This is a genomic window from Micromonospora sp. U56 (assembly GCF_018070095.1).
GTDB classification, from domain to species: domain Bacteria; phylum Actinomycetota; class Actinomycetes; order Mycobacteriales; family Micromonosporaceae; genus Micromonospora; species Micromonospora purpureochromogenes.
Genome location: NZ_JAGPYL010000098.1, coordinates 1 through 23730 on the forward strand (window position 1 = coordinate 1; position 23730 = coordinate 23730).

General features: G+C 75.1%; 16 protein-coding genes and 1 pseudogene. 11 read left to right on the forward strand and 6 right to left on the reverse strand.

Annotation, left to right across the window (positions count from 1 at the left end; genetic code table 11):
• Positions 1–159: 159 nt before the first annotated feature.
• Both KBX37_RS25890 and KBX37_RS25895 read right to left on the reverse strand, forming a co-directional pair.
• Positions 160–3768, reverse strand: a complete 3609-nt coding sequence (locus tag KBX37_RS25890) for a hypothetical protein (protein ID WP_210778501.1) — start codon at positions 3766–3768, stop codon at positions 160–162.
• 246 nt (positions 3769–4014) lie between these two features.
• Positions 4015–4830 (reverse strand): Fpg/Nei family DNA glycosylase, encoded by an 816-nt coding sequence (locus tag KBX37_RS25895; protein ID WP_210778502.1) that lies wholly within the window; start codon positions 4828–4830, stop codon positions 4015–4017.
• A 109-nt stretch (positions 4831–4939) separates the two neighbouring features.
• On the opposite strand from KBX37_RS25895, the gene KBX37_RS25900 reads away from it, so the two are divergent.
• Entirely contained in the window at positions 4940–6208 is a 1269-nt protein-coding gene (locus tag KBX37_RS25900; RefSeq protein ID WP_374103891.1) for a hypothetical protein, read from the forward strand.
• A 116-nt stretch (positions 6209–6324) separates the two neighbouring features.
• On the opposite strand, the gene KBX37_RS25905 is transcribed toward KBX37_RS25900, so the two are convergent.
• From KBX37_RS25905 to KBX37_RS36070, 3 genes are read right to left on the reverse strand one after another with little or no spacing between them, the layout of a single operon-like run.
• On the reverse strand, positions 6325–6567 hold the full coding sequence (locus tag KBX37_RS25905) for a CPCC family cysteine-rich protein (RefSeq protein ID WP_210778504.1): 243 nt from the start codon (positions 6565–6567) through the stop codon (positions 6325–6327).
• Positions 6568–6610: 43 nt separating this feature from the next.
• Positions 6611–7399, reverse strand: a complete 789-nt coding sequence (locus KBX37_RS25910) for an S-adenosyl-l-methionine hydroxide adenosyltransferase family protein (RefSeq protein WP_210778505.1) — start codon at positions 7397–7399, stop codon at positions 6611–6613.
• A gap of 10 nt (positions 7400–7409) precedes the next feature.
• A complete protein-coding gene (locus KBX37_RS36070; protein WP_374103893.1) occupies positions 7410–8309 on the reverse strand; it encodes an RNA-guided endonuclease TnpB family protein in 900 nt (299 codons plus the stop codon).
• Positions 8310–8602: 293 nt separating this feature from the next.
• On the opposite strand from KBX37_RS36070, the gene KBX37_RS25920 reads away from it, so the two are divergent.
• Positions 8603–9148, forward strand: a complete 546-nt coding sequence (locus KBX37_RS25920) for a hypothetical protein (protein WP_210778507.1) — start codon at positions 8603–8605, stop codon at positions 9146–9148.
• A 478-nt stretch (positions 9149–9626) separates the two neighbouring features.
• Here the strand turns inward: KBX37_RS25920 and KBX37_RS25925 are convergent, their stop codons facing one another.
• The gene (locus tag KBX37_RS25925; RefSeq protein ID WP_210778508.1) at positions 9627–14258 is read right to left on the reverse strand and encodes an ATP-dependent helicase; all 4632 of its coding nucleotides are present in this window, start codon (positions 14256–14258) and stop codon (positions 9627–9629) included.
• Between the two features lie 171 nt (positions 14259–14429).
• Here KBX37_RS25925 and KBX37_RS25930 point away from each other — a divergent pair.
• From KBX37_RS25930 to KBX37_RS25970, 9 genes and pseudogenes are all read left to right on the forward strand, one after another.
• A pseudogene (locus KBX37_RS25930) lies at positions 14430–14787 on the forward strand (hypothetical protein); the annotation flags it as partial.
• A gap of 234 nt (positions 14788–15021) precedes the next feature.
• Complete coding sequence (locus KBX37_RS25935) at positions 15022–17859, forward strand: Na+/H+ antiporter subunit A (RefSeq protein ID WP_210778510.1); 2838 nt, start codon at positions 15022–15024, stop codon at positions 17857–17859.
• Positions 17856–18338, forward strand: a complete 483-nt coding sequence (locus KBX37_RS25940) for a Na(+)/H(+) antiporter subunit C (protein ID WP_210778511.1) — start codon at positions 17856–17858, stop codon at positions 18336–18338. Before KBX37_RS25935 ends, KBX37_RS25940 begins: the two co-directional genes overlap by 4 nt.
• A complete protein-coding gene (locus tag KBX37_RS25945; protein WP_210778512.1) occupies positions 18335–19840 on the forward strand; it encodes a Na+/H+ antiporter subunit D in 1506 nt (501 codons plus the stop codon). Before KBX37_RS25940 ends, KBX37_RS25945 begins: the two co-directional genes overlap by 4 nt.
• On the forward strand, positions 19837–20427 hold the full coding sequence (locus KBX37_RS25950; protein WP_210778513.1) for a Na+/H+ antiporter subunit E: 591 nt from the start codon (positions 19837–19839) through the stop codon (positions 20425–20427). Before KBX37_RS25945 ends, KBX37_RS25950 begins: the two co-directional genes overlap by 4 nt.
• Positions 20424–20687 (forward strand): monovalent cation/H+ antiporter complex subunit F, encoded by a 264-nt coding sequence (locus tag KBX37_RS25955; protein WP_154942805.1) that lies wholly within the window; start codon positions 20424–20426, stop codon positions 20685–20687. The genes KBX37_RS25950 and KBX37_RS25955 overlap by 4 nt, the downstream gene beginning before the upstream one ends.
• A 138-nt stretch (positions 20688–20825) precedes the next feature.
• Positions 20826–21167, forward strand: a complete 342-nt coding sequence (mnhG, locus tag KBX37_RS25960; protein WP_210778514.1) for a monovalent cation/H(+) antiporter subunit G — start codon at positions 20826–20828, stop codon at positions 21165–21167.
• A 160-nt stretch (positions 21168–21327) separates the two neighbouring features.
• On the forward strand, positions 21328–22677 hold the full coding sequence (locus KBX37_RS25965) for a hemolysin family protein (RefSeq protein WP_210778515.1): 1350 nt from the start codon (positions 21328–21330) through the stop codon (positions 22675–22677).
• The coding region (locus tag KBX37_RS25970) for a hemolysin family protein (protein WP_210778516.1) at positions 22674–23730 on the forward strand (1057 nt) is incomplete at its 3' end. The genes KBX37_RS25965 and KBX37_RS25970, both read left to right, overlap by 4 nt.

A 23730-nucleotide genomic window follows, 5' to 3' on the forward strand; every position in this document is an offset into this window, starting at 1 on the left:
CCCCAGCACCGAGCACCCGGCGGCCTCCCGGCTGACCGAGGCGACCGACCTGCTGCACGGCGTGGCGTCGGCCCTGGCCGAGCTGCGCGCCGTCGGCGAGCCACTGCGCGCCCCCACCCGCTGACCGGCCCCGCCCGGGCAGCCCGCTGCCCGGGCGGCTCAGTCCGGCGTGGTGACCGGGATCGGGCCGGTGAACAGCGAGCTGCCGACCACGTTGAACGAGCGGATCCGGTAGTGGTACGTCACGCCGCGGGCCAGGCCGGTGTTGGTGAAGCCCCGGCCGGTGACGGTGAAGGTGGCCACCTCCCGGGTGAAGGACGGGTCGAGCGCCCGCTGCACGGTGAAGCCCGCGCCCGGCCCGTTCGGCCTCCCCGCCGCCCAGTTCAGCACCACCGTGGCCGTGTCGGGCGCGGGGGCGCTCGGGGTGGCGGTCACCCCGGTCGGCGCGGTCGGAGCCGGCGGGGTGGTCACCGTGGCCACCGTCGACCACGGCGACGCCGCGCCGAGGTACGTGGTGCGGACCCGGTAGTAGTACGTGGTGTCCGGGGCGACGGCCGGGTCGAGGTGGTTGTCCGCCACGCCGACCGCGGTGGTGGCCGGCCCGCTGGTGAAGGTGGGGTTGGTCGCCCGCTGCACGTCGATCCCGGTGGCGAAGGAGCGGTTCGTCCAGCGCAGCGCGATCCGCAGCGGCGCGGCCGGCGGGACGGCGGCGGCGATCCCGGTCGGCGCGCTGAGCCGTACCGACGCGGGGACGCTGTTGGACCAGGCTGAGCAGCTCACCGCGTTCTCCGCGCGGATCCGGTAGTGGTAGGTGACGCCGGGGGTGACCGTCGCGTCGGTGTACCGGGTGGCGGTGGCCGCCACGGTGATCGTGGTCAGCCCCTCGGTGAAGGCCGGGTCGGTGGCCCGCTGGAGCAGGTGGCTGCTGGCCGGCGGGCGGCTGCCGTTGCCGGTCCAGGCCAGGGCGATCGCCGGCAGCGCCGTCGCCGAGCCGGGCAGCGGCGTCGCGGTGAGCCCGCTCGGCCCCCGGGGGGCGACCCGCAGCACCAGCGGCCGGCTCATCCCCAGGTCGCGGTGGCCGGCGGCGCCGCTGAACCAGCGGTACTCCCAGCCCAGGTTGACCAGTTGGTTGACCACCGTCGCCGGGCGCCCGTCGAGCGGGCTGACTCCGGTGGTGCCGACCCGGACGCCGGCCGGGCGGGTCGGGTCGAGCAGCCGGAGACTGTCGCCGATCTTGAACGGCAGCGGGGGCACCACCGGGCGCAGCGCCACCACCACGTCCTCGGCCGGGTTCACCCGGATGGTCTCCTTCCAGCCCAGCTCCCCGCCGTCCGGCGGCCGGACGGTGCCGTCCCACCCGACCCGGTTGACCAGCTGCACGTCGCAGCCGCTGATCCGCACCACGTGCGTCTGCCGGCCGGTGCCGCTGATCCGCCACACCTGGGTGCCGTCGGCCGCCGCGCCCGGGGGGCCGTCCGGCTCGGCGGCGACCAGCACCTCGGTCGCCGGGTCGGCCGGTCCCAGTGGCAGGGACGCCGGGCCGAGCGGCCCCGCGTGCGGGTGGGCGACGCCGAGCCGCCCGGCCTGCCGGCCGTGCCCCGGCTCGAAGACCTGCCCGACCGTCTTCACCTGGATCGGCAGCGTCACCGGGGCGGTGGCGCCGGCCGGGGTGAAGCTGACCGTGGTGGCGTGCACCGGCACCAGCGTCCGCCCGGCGGTACGGGTGCCGAACGCCGCGTCGTACTCCGGCTGCGGCACGATCGGCGGTCGCTGGCTGGCCGCGTACGCCCCGGGCAGCCGCTCGACCAGCCGGCCCAGGTCGTACGGCTCCGCCGGGGTGCCGGCCACCCGGAACTGGAGCAGGGTGCGGGTGTTCGGGCCGTACCCGGGGCGGGTGCCGGCGACACCGCCCTCGGCGCTGCGGTCCGGCGCGTCGCTGTGCTGGTCGTAGCGGGGGTCGAAGCACGGCAGCGGAGCCGGGGCGTCGTTGTAGAGGATCAGCGTGCCGCCGGGCGGGACGGTGGAGAAGTCCACCACCACATCGGCCCGTTCGCCGGGAGCGAGCAGCAGCGCGTGGGTGTCCACGTTGAGCACGGTCGGGTCGCGCCGGTCGTAGCGGTAGCCGACCGGCCGGTTCGGCACCACCACCGGCGCGGGGAGCAGGCCGCACTCGTTGCCGATCCGGATCATGCGGGGGCCGGCCGCCCGGGGGTCGGGCACGCCACCCTCCCGCCCGTCGGTGGGCCAGTCGGGGGGCCGTCCCGAGGCACGCATCGCCTCCATCATCGGCACCTCGCCGGCCCCGGCGTCGGCCAGCGCGCCGTCCGGGTGCCACATGGCGGCGTTCGAGCGGGCCCGGTAGAGCGCCAGGTTGAGGCTGCGGTCGGCGCAGGCGTTGAGGATCCGGAACCGGTACGCCTTCGGCTGCACCTTCAGGTACGGGTACGCGGCCCCGTTGACCAGCGCGGTGTCCCCGTACGCCTCGGGCACCGCGCTCGGTTGCGGCAGGCCCGGCGCGCGGGGCGGCTCCTCCGGGGCGGCGACCGGGTCGTGGTGCGGGTTGTCCACCGGGCCGACCCAGAGCGGGTCGTCGCCGCCCGAACCGGGTACCCAGGGGCCGTAGTCCCACCGCCCGGTCGGGTTGCGCCCGGAGGCGACGTACGGGTTCTGCCGGGGCTGGTAGACGTGCGGGTGCCAGAGGTTGCCCCGGGCCCCCCACCGATCCCGGTCCCAGGTCGGGTCCTCGGCGGCGAGCTGGGCGTCGTCGGGGACGAACGTCTTGTCCTGGATCACCAGCGGGAGCTGCTCGGCGGGCAGCACCCCGTCGGCCGCCAACCGCTCCTCGGCCGGGTCGGTGAGCAGGTAGGCGGCCAGTTGTCCGGAATAGACGGTCAGCCGGGACATCCCGAGGGTGTTGTCGTGCAGCCACATCAGCCGCCCGCTCTGCTCGTTCGGGAAGTAGAGCGTGGTGGCGCCCAGGCCGGGGGGCGGCATGTCCGGCACGTGGCTCAGCCCCGGCCCGTTCGGGTACGGGGTGATCTCGCCCGGCGGCGTCACCCACTGCCACGGGTTCCCGGCGCTGGTCCAGCCGGTCTGCGCGCCGGCCAGGTGCGGCACGGCCCGGTTCTGCGGGTACGGCGCCGGCCCGTCCAGCGGCCCGATGCCGGCACCGTCCAGGGTGGTGTCGACCGGAAGGAAGAGCTCGCCGGCCCGCCCGGTGGGCAGCTGGTTGATGAACTTGACCCGCACCGGCCGCCCCCGCCGCGCGACGATCATCGGCCCCAGGTGGTACGGCCGTTCCGGCGGGGCGACGGTGTTGTGCCCGTCGGGGTCGGTGCCGAGGTTGAGCTGCCGGTAGCCGCGCAGCCGCGTGGTGGGCAGGTCGCGGTGCAGCCGCTGGGTGTACTGGCAGAGCCCGATCTCGTAGTAGTCGCAGCCCGGGTAGCTGATGGTGTCCGGCACGGCCACCGGCAGGTGCGCGCCCAGCCCGTTGCGCCCGAGCGGGCCGGGCAGCGGCAGCGAATCGACGAACTTGCGGATGCCGGTGCCCGGCACCACCCGGCCGTGCCCGTCGAGCGCCGGCAACGGGCTGTGCGCGAAGTTCGGTACCGGCCCGAAGCAGCGTGGGACGGCGGCCGGGTCCAGGCTGGCCGGCGCCGGTCCGGCCGGCGCGCCGGTACGCGCCGCCGGCACCGTCGGTCCATTGACGCGGTCGGTGCGGACCGCGCGGACCGGCCAGCTGGAGCGCAGTCTGCGGAACAGGGCCATGGCTCTCCCCGGGGCCTGGGGGCACGACGGCCGCCACCTCGACGTGGCGGGTGGTCGCGCCCGGCAGTGACGAGCGGTGAGCACTCAACCGCAGCATGCGACCTGGGAGGCCGGTTAGGAACTACCCAATCGTCCCAATCCGGTACGTGTCCCGTCGGACCGGCGTGTCGGGTCGGGCCGGGTCAGGGCTGCGCCGGGTCAGGGCTGCGCCGGGTCAGGGCTGCGCCGGGTCAGGGCTGCGCCGGGTCAGGGCTGTGCCGGGTCGGGTGCCGGCTGGCACCTCGGGCACCAGTAGGTGACCCGCTCGCCCAGCTCCTCCTTGCGGATGGCGGTGCCGCAGCGCCGGCAGGGCTGCGCGCGCCGGCCGTAGACGTAGCTGGTCCCGCCCCGGTGCAGCGAGCCGGTGGTGCTCTGCGTCCAGCGGCCCCGGTTGGCCGCGAGCAGCCGCTGGGCCAGCGCCACCGTGCCGGCCAGGTCGGGCGCCGCCCCGACCGGGGTCCACGGCGAGACGCCGCGCAGGAAGAGCACCTCGCACTTGTAGAGGTTGCCCACCCCGGCGAGGTTGCGCTGGTCCAGCAGCGCCTCGCCGATGGTGGCCTCCGGGTGGGCGGCGAGCCGGCGGACCGCCTCGGCCGCATCCCAGTCCGGGCCGAGCAGGTCGGGGCCGAGGTGCCCCACCAGGGACTCCTCCTCAGCCGTTGGCAGCAGGGCCAGCTCGTGCAGGTGGTAGCCGACGGCCACCGCGCTCGGGGCGCGCAGCACCACCCGGATCAGGTGCGCGGGCCGCGCCCCCCAGCGTTCCCCCGGCGCGTACGCCCGCCAGGCGCCGTCCATCCGCAGGTGCGAGTGCAGCGTCCAGTGCCGGACGTCCGACCGCCCCTCGGGCGCGGCCAGGCGCAGCAGCAGATGCTTGCCGCGGCTGGCGGACTCGCGCACCGTCCACCCGGTGAGGTCGGTGGTCGCCAACTGCGGCACCCGGAAGTCGCTGCCGGTCAGGGCAGCGCCGGCCAGCGCCCGGTGCAGGACGCGGGCGGTGTTCCAGACGGTGTCGCCTTCGGGCACCCGACCATCCTCTCTCGCCCGAGCCGAATTTGCATGTGTCGCTATTTGTGTGGTGCTTCCCCTTCATGTCCTGACAACGCACTATCAGGAGGTTCTGAGGAGAATGTCAATGAGCTGTCCCCCATTTCGTACCCTGTCTTCCCTGCTCGCGGGCGTGCTGACCGCCACCGCCGCCGCGACTCTCGTCCCCGCCGCCGCGCTCGCCGCGCCCCGGACCGTTCCCACCGTCCCCGCCGCCACCGCCGCCGGGCCGGGCGCTGAGCGCTGGTCCGCCGACCTCGCCGTCGCCGGTGGCGACGACGTCAACGTCCGCTGGAGCGCCGGCCGGCTGCGGCTCGCCGACACCCGGCCGGCCGCCCGCACCCGCCCCGCCGCCGTCGGCGGGCCGGTCGCCGAGGGTGCCCTGCTGGCCGCGCCGCGCACCCTGGCCCGCCCGGCCACCCGGGTACGCGCCCAGGTCACCGCCGAGGTGGCGGGGGGCGGCGGGGTGCAGGCCCAGGTGCGGGGCTGGCGGGCCGCCGGCTGGACCGAGTGGCGGGAGGCCGCCGGCGCGGGCGCCGTCTTCGACCGGCCGGTCACCCGGGTCCAGACCCGGGTGCTGCTCACCGCCCGGGACCCCCGCGCCACCGCGTCGGTACGCGCCGTCGAGCTCACCGCCGACACCGTCGCCACCGTCTCGGCCGCCACCACCGGCCTCGTCTACCGGGTCTTCGCCACCCGCGAGGGGTCGGTCGGCGGGCAGACCGCCAACGGCCGGATCATCCAGGCCCGGGACCATTTCGTGGCGCTGCCCAGCCGGCGCGGGCTCTCCCCGCTCAACACCGGCGACTACACGGTGCGGGTCTGCACCACCAGCGGCAGCCGCTGCGAGTACGCCCCGGTGTGGGACGTCGGGCCGTGGAACACCCGCGACGACTACTGGAACCCCAGCCCGGTCCGGGAGAACTGGAAGGACCTGCCGCAGGGGCGGCCGGAGGCGCAGGCGGCGTACCAGTCGGGCTACAACGGCGGGCGGGACCAGTTCGGGCGCACCGTGCGCAACCCGGCCGGCATCGACCTGGCCGACGGCACGCTCGCCGACGGGCTGCGGCTGACCGACAACGCCTGGGTCGACGTGGCGTACCTGTGGACCGGGACCGGGCCCCGGGGCGTGGTCGGCGACGGCCCGCTCAACGTCCGTACCGGCCCCGGCACCGGGTACGGCGTGCGCGGGCTCGCCGCCAGGTACGCCAACGTGCCGATCCAGTGCTACGTCATCGGGCAGACGGTGACCGGGCCGTACCGCACCACCAACCGGTGGAACCGGCTGGCCGGCGGCCAGTACGTCAGCCACGCGTACATCTCCGCCGTCTACGGCGGGACCGTGTCGCTCTGCTGACCCGGCCCGGGACCGGCGGGGCGCGGACGTCCCGCCGGTCCGCGCGCTGTGCACCGCGCGGTGCGGGTCGCCCGGTCAGGGCCGTGTGGTCAGGGCCGTCCGGGCAGCCCCTACCGTCAGGGCCGCTCGTCGGGGCGGGGGGAGCGGACCATGTCCTGGTAGCGGGGGTGGCTGGCGCCGTAGACGGCGAAGTTCAGCCGGGCGTGGCTGAGACTGAGGTCGCCGTTCGGGCCGCCGCGTACGACGTCGGCGTCCCCGTCGGCCTGGCCGTCGTCAGTCCAGAAGCAGACCGGGCAGGTGCCCCCGCCGGTCCGCGCGGCGCAGCAGGGACAGGCGACCGGTACCCATAGCTCACCCACGCCGAGCAGCATTCCACACCGGACGGCGCAGCGGCAGGGTCAATCAGCGCTGCCCGCACACCGTGACCACGTCGCCCGGCGCCACCCCGAGCAGGTCCGCCGCCCGGCCGCCGTTCACCGCCAGCGCCAGCAGGTTGGCGGAGTCCACGAAGAGCACCAGTGCCCCGGCCGGCGCGTCGGCGAAGGTCCGCCCGCGGACGGCGGCCCGCCCGGCCACGCGCGCGGTGGGGGGCACCGTGGCCAGCAGGTCGGCCCCGGCGGCGAGTTGGACGTTGCCGAAGTGGTCGACGGTCAGCACCTCGGCGGTGAATCCGTCGACGTCCCGCCGCAGCACCGGTTCGGGCAGGCGGACCAGGGTGGCCGGGTCCACCGGCGGCCCCGCGTCGGCGGGCGGGGCGCCGAGGGCGAGCCGGGCCGCGACCGGGGCGAAGACGTCCCGCCCGTGGAAGGTGCGGGACACCTCCGGGGCCAGCCACTCCGGGTTGGTCAGCTCGACGGCCGCGGTGAGCCCGCCCAGGGCCTCGGCGGCGGCCAGCAGCAGGCCGTTGTCCGGCCCGATCAGCAGCCCGCCCGGGGTGACCAGCGCGATCCCGCGCCGGGCGGTGCCGACGCCCGGGTCGACCACGGCGACGTGCACCGCGTACGGCAGGGACGGCACCGTCTGCGCCAGCACCGCCGACCCGCGCCGTACGTCGCCCGCCGGCACCAGGTGGGTCACGTCGACGACCCGCACCGCCGGGGCGAGCCGGGCGATCACCCCGTGGCAGGCGGCCACGAACCCGTCGACGAGGCCGTAGTCGGTGGTCAGCGAGATCCAGGCGGTCGGGGCCATGTGCAGCAGGCTAGTGTGGTGTCCACTGACGTTTGCCGGGTTTCCGGTTGGGCGTTGTGGATCCTCGCCGTGGGGCGAGCGACTCCTCACCGGGTGGTGGGGCGGGCCTCCGCGGGCCAACTGGACCCGTACGCCGCTGGTGGTGCGGTGGGCGGCGGGGGTCACGCCGGGACTGGCCGGCACCGGGGAGGTGTCGGCCGGCTCGACGGTGCGTAACCACCTGTGGCAGCGTTATGGCTGTGTCGGTGGTGGGTCCGCCGCCCGGTGTGCGGGTGGCGATGATGGCGGCCGCGATGAGGTCGCGGTGCCCGGAGAATGCGCAGTGTGGGCAGGACAGGCTTCGTCCTCGGGGTTTCGGCACCCGTGCTCGGCAGGCGGGGCAGGTGGAGGAGGTGCCGCGTTCGTCGACCAGCCGGACGGTGATCCCGGCCAGCGTGGCCTTGTCGGTGAGAACCTGGATGAGCCGGCCGATCTGCCACTGCCGCAGCCGCAGGTTGTGCCGCCGCCCCGCAGACAGGTCGAGCACGCCGCGGGGGTCACCGACGTGCAGGACACCCACGCGCTGCCGGACGGCCCAAGAGACGACTGTCCGGGCGGCTTCGTGTTGGGCCTGGCGGACCCGCCGCCGATGTCGGCCCTCGACGCGCCGCGCCCGCCGACGGTACTGCCGCCACCGCCGCGACCCCCGCTCGCCGGGCTTCGGCGCCCGTCCGGCGACGGCGCGGCGGCGGGCTTTGCTGTCGGCGAGGTGCATGCGGTGCTCGGCGCGGATCGCCCGCCCGGACACCAGCAGCCCATCCCCGTCGGGGTCCGCGACGGCGAAGGGGTGGATGATCCCCAAATCCACCCCGGCGACCCTGTCGGGATCCGGTGCCTCGCCGGCGGCGTCACGCGTTGACCTCCAACACACACGCCCACAGATCCGCAGCCGACCGCAGCACTCCAAAACACCGCCGCCGCTGCCCCGACGTCAACCGCAACCCCACCCGCGCCGACCGATACACCACCCGAGGCGCTGACGGATCCCGACGACGAGGCACGAACCGAAGCCAACACCACCCCTACGACACTTCTCATGAACCACCAACCCGGCAAACGTCAGTGCACACCGCATCAGCCGGTGCGTGGGTGGCGCTGACCGGAGAACGCCGGTCGGCCGACCGGCCGGTGCCGTCCGGTCACCGCGTTCGGCAGACTGCCGAGGTGACGAATCGCGCTCGTGTCCTCCCGGCCGCCGTGACGATCCTGCTCGCCCTCGGGCTTGCCGCCTGCGGCAGCGACCCCGAGCCCGGTGACCCGTCCTGGGCCAACGGTTCGCCGAAGGCCGTCGCCACCAGCGAGGCGCCGCCGCCCGCGGACCCGGCCGCCCCGACGAACGGCAAGGCGCCCCGTACCCCGTCGGAGAGCCCGTCCACTCCGGCGTTCCGGATGCCGACGAAGGCCGCCGGCACCCCGGGTGCCCAGAAGGTCGTCGACGCCTTCAAGGCGGCCGGCCTGAAGGTGACCAACCTGCGCAACCGGACGATCGACTGTGGACCGAATGGCGCCGGCATCGGCTGCGCCGAGCTGCTGACCACCGACGCCGTCAAGGTGTACGTCTTTCCCACCGAGGCGAACGCGACCAACCAGATGGACGTCTGGGGTGCGGACGCCTTCCGCAAGGGTGCGGTGGTGCTCAGCTATCTGGACACGAAGACCGGGGTGGCGGAGCGCCAGCGCTACAACGACGTCCTCGCCAAGCTGGGCTGACCGCCGCGCTGAGTGCCGCTCCGGGGCCGGACGCCAGGCGCCGGCGAGGTCCGCGCCCTGCTCCTGGCGATCGGTCCACGCCGGACGCCGGTGAGCGGTTCGAGGCTGCGGCGGCGGGCCTGCTCCTGGCGGTCGGTCCGAACCGGACGCCGGTGGGCGGTTCGAGCCTGCACCGGCAGCGGACCTGCTCTTGGCGTCGGTCCGCCCCGGATGCCGGTCATCGGTCACCGGTCTCGGTCAACGGACACCGATTCGAGCGTGCGCCGGCGGCGGACCTCCCCGTGAGCGTGATACCTCAGAGGTATGGATATGCCCCTGAGGTATCAGCGGTCGCCGTGCCGACCGCCGCCGGCCCCGGAGCGGTCGAGGAGCCGCGGTGACGGGGTCGCCCAGCGTGTCGGCCGGCGGCGCGGGCGGGCATGCCAGCGCGCTGCGGCCCACCCGTCGCACCGCGGTGGCAGGGCGGAACAGCCCGGGGTCAGCCGCGCAGCCGCAGCCCGCGCGGGGTGGCGCGGAAGCCGGCGGCGGTCAGCGCGTCGCGCAGCGGCGAGGACCGCACCGCCTCGCCGTCGGCCCGCTCCACCGACATCGCCCCCAGCGCGCCGGAATGCACCGCGTCGGCGAGCGCCTTGCCGGCCGCGGCCAGTGCTTCGGCGTCGTCGGTGAACGACAGGATCGTCCGGCCGCCCCGCTCCACGTAGAGCACCAGGTCCCCGTCCACCAGCACCACCAGCGCACCGGCCTTGCGCCCGGCCCGGTGCCCGGTGGCCGGGGTGGCTCCGTCCCCGGAATCCACCACCCGTTCCGGCCAGGGCAGCGCCGCCCCGTACGGGTTGGCGGGGTCGGTGGCGGCGAGCACCACGGCCGGCCCGCCCCGGCCCCGCGCCCCGTCGACCGGGTCGGCCAGGGCCCGGATCCGGTCCACCGCCCCGGGCACGGCGAACTGGGCCGCGCCCAGCCCCTCCACGAAGTAGCCGCGCCGGGCCGCGCCGCGCTCCTCCAGGGCGGAGAGCACCGGGTAGACCGCGGCGAAGCCGCCGACCACCTGCTCGGCCATCACCGCACCCCGGGTCACCACCCCGTGCCGTTCGAGCAGCAGGTCGGCCAGCGCGGCTGAGCGTCGGGTCGGGTCGGTGTCGCGCTCCGGCAGCCGGGACCAGCGCCCGGCCACGGTCGGCGGGCCACCCCGGGTGGGCAGCGCGACCCGGCCCGGGCGGCGGTAGCGGGTGCGCGGCGCGGACGGCCGGGACCGGTGCGCCCCCCCGCCGCCGAGCACGGCCCGCAGTGGGGCGAGGGTGTCGTTGGTGAGGTGACCGGCCCAGACCAGGTCCCAGATCACGGCGGTCAGCACCGCGTCGTCGGTGGCGCCGACCCGGTCCGACAGGGAGCGGAAGAAGAGCGCCTGCCCCTCGGCGAGGGCGTCGAGGACCGCCTCGTGCAGCGGGGTCAGGGTCAGCGCCTCGTCCGGCGGCGGTAGCAGCAGCGGCGCGGTGTCCGCGTACGCGAGGGTGACCCAGCCGTCCCCGCCGGAGATCGCCCCGGCGCCGGCCCAGACCACCTCGCCGCTGGCGCAGAGCTCGTCGAGCTGGGCGGGGGAGTAGTCGGCGACCCGGGCGGGCAGCACCAGCCGTTCCAGCGCGGACGCCGGCACCGCCGCCCCCTGCACCTGTTCGATGGTGGCGGCCAGCGCCTCCACGCCCCGCGCCGACGAGCCGACCTGCTGCCAGCGGGGCAGGAACGCCGCGAGGGCCCGGGGCGGCACCGGCTCGATCTCCCGGCGCAGCGCGGCCAGGCTGCGCCGGCGCAGCAGCCGCAGCACCTCGGCGTCGCACCACTGGGTGCCGACGGTGTCCGGGGCGAACTCCCCGGAGACCACCCGCCCGGTGGCGGCGAGCCGGCGCAGCGCCTGCTCCACCACGAACACCCCGAGCCCGAACCGGGCGGCGCAGGTCGTCGCCGCGAACGGCCCGTGGGTGCGGGCGTACCGGGCGACCAGGTCGCCGAGCGGGTCGGCCACCGGCGCCAGGTACGCCTCGGCCACCCCGACCGGCAGCGCCACGCCGAGCGCATCGCGGAGCCGGGCGGCGTCCTCGACGACCACCCAGCGTTCCTCGCCGGCGACCCGGACCCGCAGCACCCGGCGGGCGGCCTCCAGCTCGGTCAGCCAGGGCAGCGGCGCGCCCCGCTCGGCCAGCTCCGCCTCGGCGAGGTCGCCCACCACCCGGAGCAGCTCGACGACGTCCTCCGCGTCGCGGGGGCGGCGCTGCTCGGTGAGCCAGCGCAACTGCCGTTCGGTCTCGGCGAGCACCGCCGGGTCCAGCAGCTCGCGCAGGTCGACCCGGCCGAGCAGCTCGCCGAGCAGGGCCGAGTCGAGCGCCAGCGCGGCGGCCCGGCGCTCGGCGAGTGGGGCGTCCCCCTCGTAGAGGAAGGCGCCGACGTAGCCGAAGAGCAGTGCGCGGGCGAACGGCGACGGGCGGTCGGTCTCCACCTCGACCAGGCGCACCTTGCGGGCGGTCAGGTCGCGCATCAGCTCCGCCAGGGCCGGCTGGTCGAAGACGTCCTGGAGGCATTCCCGGGCGGCCTCCAGGGTGACCGGGAAGTCGGCGTACTCGCGGGCGACGTCGAGCAGTTGCGCGGCGCGCTGCCGCTGCTGCCAGAGCGGCTGGCGGCGGCGCGGGTCGCGGCGGGGCAGCAGCAGCGACCGGGCGGCGCACTCGCGGAACCGGGACGCGAAGAGCGCGGAGGTGCCGACGGACTCCTCGACCAGCTGGGCGATCTCGTCGGGCTCGAAGACCACCACGTCGGCGCCGGGCGGCTCCTCGGCGGTGTCGGGCAGCCGCACCACGATGCCGTCGTCCGAGGGCATGACCTGGGCGTCCAGTCCGTACCGCTCGGCGAGCCGCCGGCCGATGGCCAGCGCCCAGGGCCCGTTGACCCGGGCGCCGAGCACGCTGTGTACGGCGAGCCGCCAGTCGCCCAGCTCGTCGCGGAACCGTTCGACCACCACCGTGCGGTCGTCCGGCAGCGAGCGGGTCGCGGCCTTCTGCTCGCGCAGGTACGCCATCAGGTTGCCGGCGGCCCAGTCGTCCAGCCCGCCGGCGCGCAGCGCGGCGACCGCGGTCTCGTCGCTCTGCCGCAGCAGGGCCCGCACCCGGGCGCCGATGGCCCGACCCAGCTCCACCGGCCGGCCGAGCTGGTCGCCCTTCCAGAACGGCATCCGGGCGGCCTGGCCGGGGGCGGGGGAGACCAGCACCCGGTCGGGGGTGATCTCCTCGATCCGCCAGGAGGAGGAGCCGAGCAGGAAGACGTCGCCGACCCGCGACTCGTAGACCATCTCCTCGTCCAGCTCGCCGACCCGGGCAGCGCGTTCCGCGCCGGCCAGGAAGACCCCGAACAGCCCTCGGTCGGGGATGGTGCCGCCGCTGGTGACGGCCAGCCGCTGGGCCCCGGGCCGGCCGGTGAGCACGTCGGCGGCGCGGTCCCAGACCAGCCGGGGGCGCAGCTCGGCGAAGGCGGTGGACGGGTAGCGCCCGGAGAGCATGTCGAGCACGGCGTGCAGCGCGGAGTCGGGCAGCTCGGCGAAGGGGGCGGCCCGGCGGACCAGCACCGCCAGGTCGCCGACCCGCCACGGCTCCAGGGCCACCATCGCGACGACCTGCTGGGCCAGCACGTCCAGCGGGTTGCGCGGGTAGTGCAGCTCCTCGATGGCGCCCTCGGCCATCCGCTCGGCGACCACCGTGCAGGAGAGCAGGTCGCCCCGGTGCTTGGGGAAGACCACGCCCCGGGAGACCGCGCCGACCTGGTGCCCGGCCCGGCCGACCCGTTGCAGGCCGGCCGCGACGCTGGGCGGCGCCTCGATCTGCACCACCAGGTCGACCGCGCCCATGTCGATGCCGAGCTCCAGGCTGGAGGTGGCCACCACGGCGGGGAGCTGACCGGACTTGAGCGCCTCCTCGATGTGCTTGCGCTCCTCGCGCGACACGCTGCCGTGGTGGGCGCGGGCGATCACCGGCGGCGCGCCGACCGCCGCGCCCGACTGGGCCATCACCTCGGCCGGCGGCCGGTTGGCCCGGAGCGGCCCGACCGGCCCGCCCCAGGCCTCGGAGCTCGTCTCCGGCGTGCCGTCGGGAGCGCTCGCGGCGGCCAGCTCGTCGGCGGCGAGCTCGTTGAGGCGGGCGCAGAGCCGCTCGGCGCTGCGCCGGGAGTTGGTGAACACGATGGTCGACCGGTGCGCCCGGATCAGCGAGAAGACGCGTTCCTCGACGGCCGGCCAGATCGACGCCCGGCGCGGCCTAGGGCCGCCCAGGTCGTCCTCCGGCGCCTCCTGCTCGTCGAGGCGGGTCATGTCCTCCACCGGGACCTGGACGCTCACCTCGATGGTCTTGGCGCTGGCCGGCTGCACCACGTCGACCGGGCGGGCGCCGCCGAGGAACCGGGCGCACGCGTCGATCGGCCGGACGGTGGCGGAGAGGCCGATCCGCTGGGCGGGGGTCTCCAACAGCTCGTCGAGGCGTTCCAGGGAAAGCGCCAGGTGGGCGCCGCGTTTGGTGCCGGCGACCGCGTGCACCTCGTCGACGATCACCGTCTCGACGCCGCGCAGCGAATCCCGAGCGGCGGAGGTGAGCAGCAGGAACAACGACTCCGGCGTGGTGATGAGGATGTCCGGCGGGGTGCGGGCGAAGGCCCGCCGTTCGTCGGCGGGAGTGTCGCCGGTACGCATCCCGACGGTGATCTCCGGGGGTGCGACGCCGAGTCGGGTGGCCGCCTGGCGGATGCCGGCGAGCGGGGCGCGCAGGTTGCGCTCGACGTCGACCGCGAGCGCCTTGAGCGGGCTGACGTAGAGCACCCGGCAGCGCTGCCGCGCCTCGGCGGGCGGCGGCTCCTTGGCCAGCCGGTCCAGCGACCAGAGGAAGGCGGCGAGCGTCTTGCCGGAACCGGTCGGCGCGACCACCAGCGCGTTGCGCCCGGCGGACACCGACCGCCAGGCGCCGGTCTGCGCCGGGGTGGGCGCGGCGAAGGCAGCCGTGAACCACTCCCGGGTCGCCGCGCCGAAGCCGGCCATCACCCGCGCGCCGTCGGTCCCGCCCACCTGCTCTGTCACGCCTTCCATCCTGCCCGGTCGGTGTGACATCCGGCCGAGCGCGGACGCGGTCTGTCCGGCTGCGACTGCTTACGGGTCGGATGAGCGGCTTGACGTATTACGTCTTAACTAACTGCTTGCTTGTGACGCGCAACATAAAGTAACTTCACTCGCAACGCAGCGTCGGGTGAAGGGGATCGGATGACCGTCGAGGAGCCCGGCTTCGCGCCCGCCACCGACGTGCTCATCCGGAAGGTCGACAGTCACCTCGCCGCCGTCCGGGGCAGTCTGCGCGGCCCCGAGCTGGAGCTCGCCGAGCGGCTCGCCCGCTCGCTGCGCGAGCTGGTCGTCTCCACCGCCCAGGCCAGCGCCGCCGACCGGGGTCAGGTGCGGGCCGCCGTGCACTACTTCGTCCTGCGCCGGGAGAGCCGGGGCAACCTGCTCTCGGTCCGTTCGCTCGCCGCCGCCCAGCGCGTGGTCAACAAGGTCGTCGTCCAGCTCGGCCGCCCCGACCTGCTGGTGGAGACCCGGCGGGACCGGCCGTCCCGGGAGGCCGCCGTGCCGGCCGGCGACATCGCGCTGCGCTGACCGGCCGGGCGGGTCAGCCGCGCGGCTGAGTCGTTCACGACATCAGCTCCACAGCAGCACCGGGGGCAGCTGCCACCCTGGCCCGGAGTGCGGCCACGGCGGGCGATTTCCTCAAAACCCCCCATCGACCGGCGATCTGGCGTCTGATCGGTGCAGACCGGGACATTCCTCCCGGCGCGCGCCGCCAGCTCGACCGGGAGGACGCGTGCTCGTACTGCTGCTCCTCCACCTGGCGGCGGCCCTCGCCGCGCCGCTGCTGGTCCGGCGGTGGGGTCCGCGCGCCTGTTACCCGCTCGCGCTGGCGCCGGCCGCCGCGTTCGGCTGGGCGCTGACCCGTACGCCGACGGTCCGCGACGGCGGCGCGGTCGTCGAGACGTACCACTGGATCGACCAGCTCGACGTCGACGTGGCGCTGCGGCTGACCACGCTGTCCTGGCTGATGACCCTGCTGGTCGGCGGCGTCGGCGCGCTGGTGCTGGTCTACTGCGGCCGGTACTTCGCCCCCGACTCCGCCGGCCTGGTGCGGTTCGTCGCGGTGCTGGTCGCCTTCGCCGGCGCGATGCTCGGCCTGGTCCTCGCCGACGACCTGCTGCTGCTGTACGTCTTCTGGGAGCTGACCACGGTCTTCTCCTACCTGCTCATCGGCCACAGCACCGAGCGGCGGGCCAGCCGCTGGGCAGCGGCCCAGGCGCTGACCGTCACCACCCTGGGCGGCCTGGCCATGCTGGTCGGCTTCCTGATCCTCGGCGAGCACGCGGGCAGCTACCGCTGGTCGGAGATCGCCGGCGCGCCGTTGCCCGGCGGCGCCGCGCTGGTTGTCGCGGTACTGCTGATCCTGACCGGCGCGCTCGCCAAGTCGGCGATCGTGCCGTTCAACGCCTGGCTGCCGGTGGCGATGGCCGCGCCCACGCCGGTCAGCGCGTACCTGCACGCGGCGGCCATGGTCAAGGCGGGGATCTATCTGATCGGAATGCTCGCCCCGGTGCTGGCCGACGTCGGGCCGTGGCGACCCGTGGTGCTCACCCTCGGCCTGGTCACGATGATCGCCGGCGGCTGGGCGGCGCTGCGGCAGTGCGACCTGAAGCTGCTGCTGGCGTACGGCACGGTCAGCCAGCTCGGACTGCTGGCGGTGGTGCTCGGCGCCGGCAGCCCGGACGCCGCGCTCGCCGGGGTGGTGATGCTGCTGGCGCACGCCCTGTTCAAGGCGGCGCTCTTCCTTGTCGTCGGCATCATCGACCACGAGGTCGGCACCCGTGACCTGCGGGAGCTGTCCGGGCTGGGGCGACGGGCGCCGGTGCTCGCCGCGGTGGCCGCGCTCGCCGCCGCCTCCATGGCCGGGGTGCCGCCGCTGATCGGCTTCGTCGGCAAGGAGGCGGTCTTCACCGCGCTGGCCGAGCGGCCGGTCGTCCTCGCCGGGCTGGTCGTCGGCACCACCCTCACCGTCGCATACAGCATCCGGTTCCTCTGGGGCGCCTTCGCCACCCGGCCGGACGTCGAGCCGACCGAGCCCGACCCGGTGCCCGTACCGATGCTGCTGCCGCCGGCCCTGCTCGCCGTCGGCGGGCTCGTCGCCGGTCCCGCCGTGGCCGGGCTGGAGGGGCCGCTGCGCCCGTACGCGGAGCTGTTCGGCGCACCGCACGAGCACCTGGCGCTCTGGCACGGCCTGACCCCCGCGCTCGGCCTGTCGGCGGTGGCGCTGGCCGGCGGCTACGTGCTGCACGCGGTGCGCGGGCCGCTCGCGCCCGCGCTGGCCCGGCTGCGCGCGCCGGTCGGCGGCAACCAGGGGTACGAGTGGGTCACCCACCGCTTCGACCGGCTCGCCATCGAGGTCACCGGCGCCACCCAACGCGGTTCCCTGCCGCAGTACCTGGGCGCGATGCTGCTCGCCCTGGTGCTGGTGCCCGGCGCGACGCTGCTGTCCGCCCGCCCCTGGCGCGAGCGGATCGCGCTCTGGGACAGCCCGTTGCAACTGGTGGTCACCCTCGTCGTCGCGGTCGCGGCGCTGCTGGCGGTCCGCGCCCGCCGGCGGCTGACCGCGATGCTGCTGGTGGGGGTGACCGGCTACGGCACCGCGATGCTCTTCGTGCTCTACGGCGCGCCCGACCTGGCACTGACCCAGTTCCTGGTGGAGACGGCGACCATCGCCGTCTTCGTGCTGGTGCTGCGCCGGTTGCCGGAACGCTTCTCCGCCCGACCGCTGCGCCGCAGCCGGTGGGCACGGCGGCTGGTCGGCGTCGGCGTCGGGGTGGTCCTCGCCGGCCTCGCCCTGGCCGCCGCCGGTTCCCGGACCGCCGCGCCGATCTCGCTGGCCTTCCCCGATCTCGCGGTGGTCGAGGGGTACGGCCGCAACGTGGTCAACGTGACCCTGGTGGACATCCGGGCCTGGGACACCATGGGCGAACTCGCCGTGCTGGTGGTGGCCGCGACCGGGGTGGCCAGCCTGATCTTCGAGCGGTCCCGCACCGGCCCTCGACCGCGCCGGGGCGAACCGTCGCGGGCTCCCCAGCGTGACACCGGGCCGGTCTGGCTCAGCGGTGGCCCCACCCTGCACGAGCGGCGCCGCTCGATCGTCTTCGAGGTGGTCACCCGGCTGATCTTCCACACCATGGTGCTCTTCTCGTTCTTCCTGCTCTTCTCCGGCCACAACGCCCCCGGCGGCGGCTTCGCCGGCGGCCTGGTGGCGAGCCTGGCGCTGACCCTGCGTTACCTCGCCGGCGGCCGGTACGAGCTGGCCGAGGGCGCCCCGGTCGGCGCGGGCACGGTGCTCGGCGCCGGGCTGGCGATCTCCGTCGGTGGCGGCGTGGTGTCCCTGCTGACCACGGGAGACGTGCTGGAGAGCGCCAAGGTGAACCTGCCGCTGCCCTGGCTGGGCGAGCCGTACCTGGTCACCTCGCTCTTCTTCGACGTCGGGGTCTACCTGGTCGTGGTCGGGCTGGTGCTGGACATCCTGCGCAGCCTCGGCGCCGAGGTGGACCGGCACCTCGAGGCGGCCGGCAGGTCCGAGCGGGGGCTCGTCGTCGAGCGGGAGGGGGAGTCGGGGTGAGGCAGGGCGGCGCGGGGGCGACCCTGGTGCTGGTGCTCGCCGTCGGCGTGCTCGCGGCCACCGGGGTGACCCTGCTGCTGGAGCGCAGCCTGACCCGGATCCTGCTCGGCGTCATCCTGCTCGGCAACGGGGTGAACCTGCTCATCCTGCTCGGCGGCCGGTCCGGCGCGGCGCCGGTGGTCGGCACCGCCGAGGTGGCGGAGTTCAGCGATTCGCTGGTCCAGGCCATGGTGCTCACCGCCATCGTGATCACCTTCGGGCTGACCGCGTTCCTCGCGGCGGTCGCCTACCGCAGCTGGTATCTCGGCGGCGACGACGAGGTGCAGGACGACCTGGAGGACCGCCAGATCGTGCAGCTCGCCGAGCGCAACGAGGTGCTCGACGCCGACCTCGGCGGGGAGGGGCCGAACGACGACCCGGAGCAGGTGGACCCGGAGCCCGCCCGACGCCGGCTGCGCCGACGGGGTGGGCGGCAGTGAACCGGCTCGTGCCGCTGCCGGTGGTGGTGCCGCTGCTCGGCGCCGCGCTGACCCTGATCCTGGCCAACCTGCCCCGGGTGCAGCGCACGGTCAGCGTGGTCGCGCTCACCGGCAACCTGGTTCTGGCGGTGGCGCTGCTCGTGCAGGCGTACCGGCACGGGCCGGTGGTGACGCAGGTGGGCGGGTGGCCGGCGCCGGTGGGGATCGTGCTGGTCGCCGACCAGTTGGCCGCGCTGATGCTGGTGGTCTCCTCGGCGGTCACCCTCTGCGTGCTGGTCTACTCGATCGGCCAGGGCCGCAGCGAGACCAGCGAATCCGCGCCGGTGAGCATCTACCACCCGACCTACCTGGTGCTGACCGCCGGTATCACCAACGCCTTCCTCGCCGGGGACCTGTTCAACCTCTTCGTCGGCTTCGAGATGCTGCTGGCCGCCAGCTTCGTACTGATCACCCTGGGCGGCACCGAGGCCCGGATCCGCACCGGCTCGACGTACGTCGTGGTCGGCATCCTCTCCTCGATGATCTTCCTGGTCGCGGTCAGCCTGGTGTACGCCGCCACCGGCACCCTCAACCTGGCCCAGCTCGCCACCCGCCTCGACGCGCTGCCGGACGGCGTACGGCTGGGGTTGCAGCTGATGCTGCTGCTCGCCTTCGGCATCAAGGCGGCGGTCTTTCCCGTTTCCGCCTGGCTGCCGGACAGCTACCCGACCGCGCCGGCCCCGGTGACCGCGGTCTTCGCCGGCCTGCTCACCAAGGTCGGCGTCTACGCGATCATCCGGACCGAGACGCTGCTCTTCCCCGGCGGGCAGGTCGCCGGCCTGCTCATGGTGGTGGCCGGGCTGACCATGGTGGTTGGCGTGCTCGGCGCGGTGGCGCAGTCGGACATGAAGCGGCTCTTCTCGTTCACGCTGGTCAGCCACATCGGCTACATGATCTACGGGGTGGCGCTGAGCACCGCCGCCGCGCTCTCCGGCGCGATCTTCTACGTGGTGCACCACATCACCATCCAGACCACGCTCTTCCTCGTCGCCGGGCTGGTCGAGGAGCGCGCCGGCAGCACCGACCTGCGCCGGATCGGCGGTCTGGCCCGGATCGCCCCGCTGCTGGCGGTGCTCTTCTTCGTCCCGGCGATGAACCTCGCCGGCATCCCACCCTTCTCCGGCTTCCTCGGCAAGGTCGGCCTGCTCCAGGCCGGCGTGGCGGTCGGCGGGCCGCTGCCCTGGGTGCTGGTCGCCGCCGGTACGGCGACCAGCCTGCTCACCCTCTACACCGCCTCGCGGGTGTGGAACATCGCGTTCTGGCGGGCGCCCCGGCTGGCCACCGACGAACCGGTGGTCCGGCTGCCGCAGCTGATGGTGGGCGCCACCGCCGCCCTGGTGGTGCTGGGCCTGACGTTCACGCTCGCCGCCGGTCCGCTGTTCCGCGTCACTGCCGACGCCGCGGCCGACCTGCGGCTGCGCACCCCGTACGTGCGGGCCGTGCTGCCCGGCGGTGCCCCGTGACCGCCCCGGACACCGCCGGATCGCCGCCCACGCGGCGCGCCGGCCGCCGCCGCCGCGACCAGGCCATCGCCCTGGGCTGGCTGATCGCGGTCTGGAACCTGCTCTGGGGCGAGATCTCCTGGGGCAACCTGCTCGGCGGGGCGCTGGTCGGCGTCGCGGTGCTGCTGTTCTTCCCGCTGCCGCCGGTCACTTTCGGCGGCCGGCTGCGGCCCCGGGCGCTGCTGGTGCTGCTGGCGACGTTCGTCACCGAGCTGGTCGACGCCAGCGTGCACGTCGCCGCGATCGCCGTCCGCCCCGGCTACCGGCCGCGCGGGGCGATCATCGGAGTACGCCTGCGGGTGCGCACCGACCTCAACCTGGCGCTCACCGCCGAGCTGCTCTCGCTGGTCCCCGGCACCCTGATCCTTGAGATCGACCGGGACGCGGGCGTCCTCTACGTGCACGTCCTGGACGTCCGGCGTCCGGAGGACCTGTCCGACAGCCGGCACCGGGTCCTCGCCGTCGAGGAACGGGTCGTCCGCGCGGTCGGCTCCGACGCCGAGGTGCGCCTGCTCGCCACCGATCCCGTCGACCGGAGGTCCACATGACCGTCGTCCTCACCGTCGTCCTGACCGTGCTGCTCTCGGTCACCGCGCTGCTGGCGCTGGCCCGGATCTACCGGGGCCCCTCGCTGCTGGACCGGGTGATCGCCGCCGACCTGCTGCTCGCGATCATGCTCGGCGCGGTCGGGGCGGAGGCCGCGGTCAACCGGCACGCCACCACGCTGCCGGTGCTGGTGGTGCTCTCGCTGCTCGGGTTCGTCGGATCGGTGGCCCTGGTCCGCTTCGCCGTCCGGGAGGAGGCGTGACCCGCCCGGCCCCGGCCCGGCTGCCCGCCGTCCCGGCCCGGCCGGCGCGCGGCGGCGTCGCGAACGAAGAGGTGGCCCGGTGAGCGCGAGGAGTGCAGCGCAGCGGAGCCCCGCAGTCACGAACGAAGAGGTGGCCCGGTGAGCGCGGGCACCGTCGCCGACTGGCTGGGAGCGATCGCCCTGGTGGCGGGGGCGCTGCTCAGCCTCGCCGCCGGGATCGGGGTGCTGCGCTTCCCGGACGTGCTGGACCGGATGCACGCCGCCACCAAGCCGCAGGTGCTCGGGGCGCTGCTCCTGCTGCTCGGGCTGGCGTTGCGGCTGCGCAGCCCCGCCGACCTCGGCATGATCGCGCTGGTCGCCGTCTTCCAACTGGCCACCGCGCCGGTGGCCGCGCAGATGATCGGCCGGGCCGCGTACCGGTCGGGGCGGGTGGACCGGGCCCTGCTGGACCGGGATGAACTCGCCGAGCACCGGACATAGGGGATGAGCGGCAGCTTTGTCCCCACCTTCAGCGGGCTTTCAGCGACCGCGGATAGAATTGCCGCATGATCGACTCCTCTGCCCAGGAGGGCAGCAGTAGCCAGCCGGGTCGTGCCCGGCATCCCATCGCCCCGACGTCCCCGGGAGCCCTGAGCGACCCGTGTTGATCGTCGTCGGTCTTCTACTCATCATCGTTCTCACCGCCGCCACCGGCTACTTCGTGGCCCAGGAGTTCGGCTACGTCGCGGTGGACCGCGGCCGGCTCAAGCAACAGGCCGAGGAGGGCGACCAGGCGGCCGCCCGGGCCCTGGAGGTCACCGGCCGGCTGTCGTTCATGCTCTCCGGCGCCCAGCTCGGCATCACCGTGACCGCCCTGCTGGTCGGTTACGTCGCCGAGCCGTACCTGGGTGCCGGGCTGGCCGAACTGCTCGGCGGCGCCGGTGTCTCCACCGCAGTCAGCCTCCCGCTGTCGGTGGTGCTGGCCCTGCTCATCGCCACCGTGGTGCAGATGGTCCTCGGTGAACTCGCCCCGAAGAACCTGGCCATCGCCCGCGCCGAGCCGCTGGCCCGGGCGCTGAGCCGCTCCACCCTGATGTACCTGAAGGTCGCCGGCCCGCTGATCACGCTCTTCGACCGGGCGGCGGTGCGGCTGCTGCGCCGGCTCGGCATCGAGCCGATCGAGGAGCTGCCCAGCGGCGCCACCCCGGAGGACCTGGAACAGATCATCGCCGAGTCCCGGGAGGAGGGCCACCTCGACGCCGAGATGTCCGACCTGCTCGACCGGGGCCTCGACTTCCGGGAGCTGACCGCCGGGGAGGCCATGGTGCCCCGGGTCGACGTGCATACCGTCCGGGCGCACGAGCCGGTCAGCCGGGTCGTCGAGCTGCTCGACACCGGTCACTCCCGCTTCCCGGTGCGCGGCGCCGAGGGCGTGGACGACCTGGTCGGCGTGGTCGGCATCGCCGACGTGCTCGGCGTACCCCCGGCGCGGCGCGCCACCACCCCGGTCAGCGCGGTGGCCGTACCCCCGTTGCTGGTGCCCGAGACGCTGCCGCTGCCGACGGTGCTGGACCGGCTGCGGTCCGGGCACCGGCAGTTGGCCTGCGTGGTCGACGAGTACGGCGGCTTCGCCGGCGTGATCACGTTGGAGGACATCGCCGAGGAGCTGGTCGGCCCGATCCGCGACGAGGACGACCCGCCGGAGCGCGCCCCCGCCCGGCAGGCCGACGGCTCCTGGGTGGTGCCGGCCCGCTGGCGGATCGACGAGGTCGCCGACAGCACCGGCATCGCGCTGCCCGAGGCCCCCGAGTACGACACCCTCTCCGGGCTGGTCATGCGTGAGCTGGGCCGGGTGCCCGAGGTGGGTGACCGGCTGGAGATCAGCCTGCCCGCCGACGGCGAGGCGCCACGCGAGCGCGCCCTGGTCGAGGTGCTCGTCGTGGACCGGCACGTGGCCGACTCGGTGCGGCTGCGGATGGCCGGCGAGGCCCCCGGGGAGGTGGCGGCATGAGCCCCGGCGTCGCACTGCTGGTCTCGGCGCTGCTGCTGGCGCTCAACGGCTTCTTCGTGGCCGCCGAGTTCGCCCTGGTGGCGAGCAAGCGCTACCGCCTGGAACCGGCGGCCGCCGGTGGCGGTCGGGCAGCCCGGGCGGCCCTGGACGGCGTCCGCGAGCTGTCGCTGATGCTGGCCGGCGCGCAGCTCGGCATCACGCTGTGCACCCTGGGGCTCGGCGCGCTGGCCGAGCCGGCGATCGAACACCTGCTCAGCCCGCTGCTGCACACGGTGGGGCTGCCCGACGCGGCCAGCCACGCCGTCGCGCTGGTCTTCGCGCTGGCGCTGGTGACCTTCCTGCACCTGGTCGTCGGGGAGATGGCCCCGAAGTCGTGGGCGATCACCGATGCCGAGCGGTCGGCGCTGCTGCTGGCGCTGCCGTTCCGGGCTTTCGCCCGGGTTGCCCGGCCGGTGCTGTCGGCGCTCAACGCGCTGGCCAACGTGGTGCTGCGGCTGTTCGGGGTGCAGCAGCAGGACCAGCTCGCCCAGGTGCACGGCCCGGACGAGCTGCGCATCCTGCTGGAGCAGTCCCGCGAGCACGGGCTGCTCGGCGCCGAGCAGCACCACCTGCTGACCAGCATGCTGGAGTTGCAGGGCACCACCGTCCGGGACGTGATGGAGCCCTTCGACGAGATCGTCACGGTCCGCCGCGACGACACCGCGGACCGGATCGAGCAGGTCAGCCGGGACAGCGGCCGGTCCCGGCTCGCCGTGCTGGACCCGGGCGGCGAGGTCTGCGGCCTGGTCCACGTACGGGAGGCGGTGCGGGCGGTCACCACCGGCCGGCCGGCGACGGCGGGCGAGCTGATGACCCGGGCGTTCACCCTGCCGGCGACCTCCTCGGTCACCGAGGCGGTGGCCGCGATGCGCGCCGACCAGGCCCAGCTCGCGCTGGTCCGTAACGGTGGCGGCCCGACCCGTCCGATCGGCTTCGTGGCCCTCGAAGACCTGCTGGAGGAGGTCATCGGCGAGTTCGACGACGAGACCGACCCGGTCCCGCGCGGCCGACGCC

What these genes read in the sequence shown, in the direction of transcription:
- KBX37_RS25890 (WP_210778501.1), bottom strand. Translation starts at nt 3,768, where the DNA reads ATGGCCCTGTTCCGCAGACTGCGCTCCAGCTGGCCGGTCCGCGCGGTC.
- KBX37_RS25900 (WP_374103891.1), top strand. Translation starts at nt 4,940, where the DNA reads ATGAGCTGTCCCCCATTTCGTACCCTGTCTTCCCTGCTCGCGGGCGTG.
- KBX37_RS25910 (WP_210778505.1), bottom strand. Translation starts at nt 7,399, where the DNA reads ATGGCCCCGACCGCCTGGATCTCGCTGACCACCGACTACGGCCTCGTC.
- KBX37_RS25925 (WP_210778508.1), bottom strand. Translation starts at nt 14,258, where the DNA reads ATGGAAGGCGTGACAGAGCAGGTGGGCGGGACCGACGGCGCGCGGGTG.
- KBX37_RS25955 (WP_154942805.1), top strand. Translation starts at nt 20,424, where the DNA reads ATGACCGTCGTCCTCACCGTCGTCCTGACCGTGCTGCTCTCGGTCACC.